The 1,478-nt window shown below is 35.5% G+C and carries 2 protein-coding genes; both read right to left on the minus strand.

Going from position 1 to position 1,478, the window contains the following annotated elements; genetic code table 11:
• Window positions 1-30: 30 nt before the first annotated feature.
• On the minus strand, window positions 31-897 hold the full coding sequence (locus tag ABC228_RS19005; protein WP_345826749.1) for an IS3 family transposase: 867 nt from the start codon (window positions 895-897) through the stop codon (window positions 31-33).
• The gene (locus ABC228_RS19010) at window positions 861-1,424 is read right to left on the minus strand and encodes a helix-turn-helix domain-containing protein (protein WP_345826750.1); all 564 of its coding nucleotides are present in this window, start codon (window positions 1,422-1,424) and stop codon (window positions 861-863) included. The genes ABC228_RS19005 and ABC228_RS19010 overlap by 37 nt, the downstream gene beginning before the upstream one ends.
• Window positions 1,425-1,478 lie beyond the last annotated feature (54 nt).

Consider the following 1,478-nt stretch of genomic DNA (forward strand, 5'->3'; position numbering starts at 1 on the left):
GGTGGTTACCCCCAAAAGTTAGAGTTTCTATTATGCAGCTAATTGGCTGGAGTGAGTTCGGTATTCAACCGGACTCATCCCAGTCAATTTTTCTTTTGATCTTTCATGATTGTACCAATAGATATATTCTTTAATTCGTCTTTTTAACTCTTCATAGTTTACTAATTTTTCCCCGTAATACATTTCTTGTTTTAATATCCCAAAGAAATTCTCCATCGAAGCGTTGTCTGCACAGGTTGCTTTACGTGACATGCTTTGAAAAATATTGTTTTCTTCTAATGTCATCACCCATTGGTTGTGTTGGTAATGCCAGCCTTGATCGGAATGGATAGTGGTGCGATAGGGTGCATGATTCTTTATTACTTCAATAGTTTCTTTTAATGGTTCCATGACAAGATCTAACGTTGGACGTTTCTTGATTCCAAACGCAATAATTTCTCCGTTATAGAGGTCAAGAATTGGATTTAAATACAACTTTTCTTCTCCTAGACACTTGAATTCTGTAATGTCAGTTACTAATTTTTGAAGAGGAATAGGTGTACTAAAACGGCGAGACAATCGATTTTTAGCTATCTTTCCAATAGTACCTTTATAGGAATTATATTTACGAGATTTCCGCATGAATTTCACACATTTCAATCCTAGCTCCCGCATAATACGATAGACTTTTTTATGATTGATATGATGTCCTAATTTTGTTAACTCCTTCGTGATACGTTTATAACCATACCGTTCATGAAATTTTTTAAATAGGTGTGTGATGAGTTCTTTTAATTCTTTTTCCGGGTCTTTCTCACCAAATTTTTTCAAATGATAGTGATAGGTTGCTTCTGGAATTCCTACAACCATGAGAATATCTTTCAGTTTAAATCCTTCTTCTTTGAGTTCGAACGCCATCTTTGCTTGTGCTTTTCGTGAAAAGCGTTCGGATTCTCGCGAAAAGCTTTCAGCTTTTTTAGATATGCATTCTCCAGCCTTAGGAGTTCGTTTTCACGTTCTAATTCTTCTTCTCGTGTTAACTTTTTTTCTTCCTTTTTCTTCTGATTATTAGGTTTCTTAGACATAGAAGGCCGCCCCTTTGGTTTTAGTTTTAGGCCTTCTACTCCTTGTTCACGAAATGTCTTCATCCAACGTTTAATTAAGGAAGGATTGTTCAAATTAAATTGATCCGAAGTCTCTAAGTAAGAAGCGCCTGTATTTAAAATAAATTGTATCGTATCTAATTTAAATTGAACAGAATACTCCTTCTTGGTCGTCCTTCGTTTTAATCCTTCCATCCCCTGAGATTTATAGGCTTTCACCCATTCAACTATTGGTGTCTGGCTTCCCATATTATATTTTCTAGCCAGTGATCCATATCCAAGATTCCCATATAAATACTCGGTTACAAGCTTTATTTTAAATTCTTCACTATATTTAGCCATAAAAAACACCCCCGAAAGTTAGATTTTCACTCTAACTTTCGGGGGTCGGTACCA

The sequence above is a fragment of the Ornithinibacillus xuwenensis genome (assembly GCF_039614845.1).
In the GTDB taxonomy this organism is placed as follows: Bacteria; Bacillota; Bacilli; order Bacillales; family Amphibacillaceae; genus Ornithinibacillus; species Ornithinibacillus xuwenensis.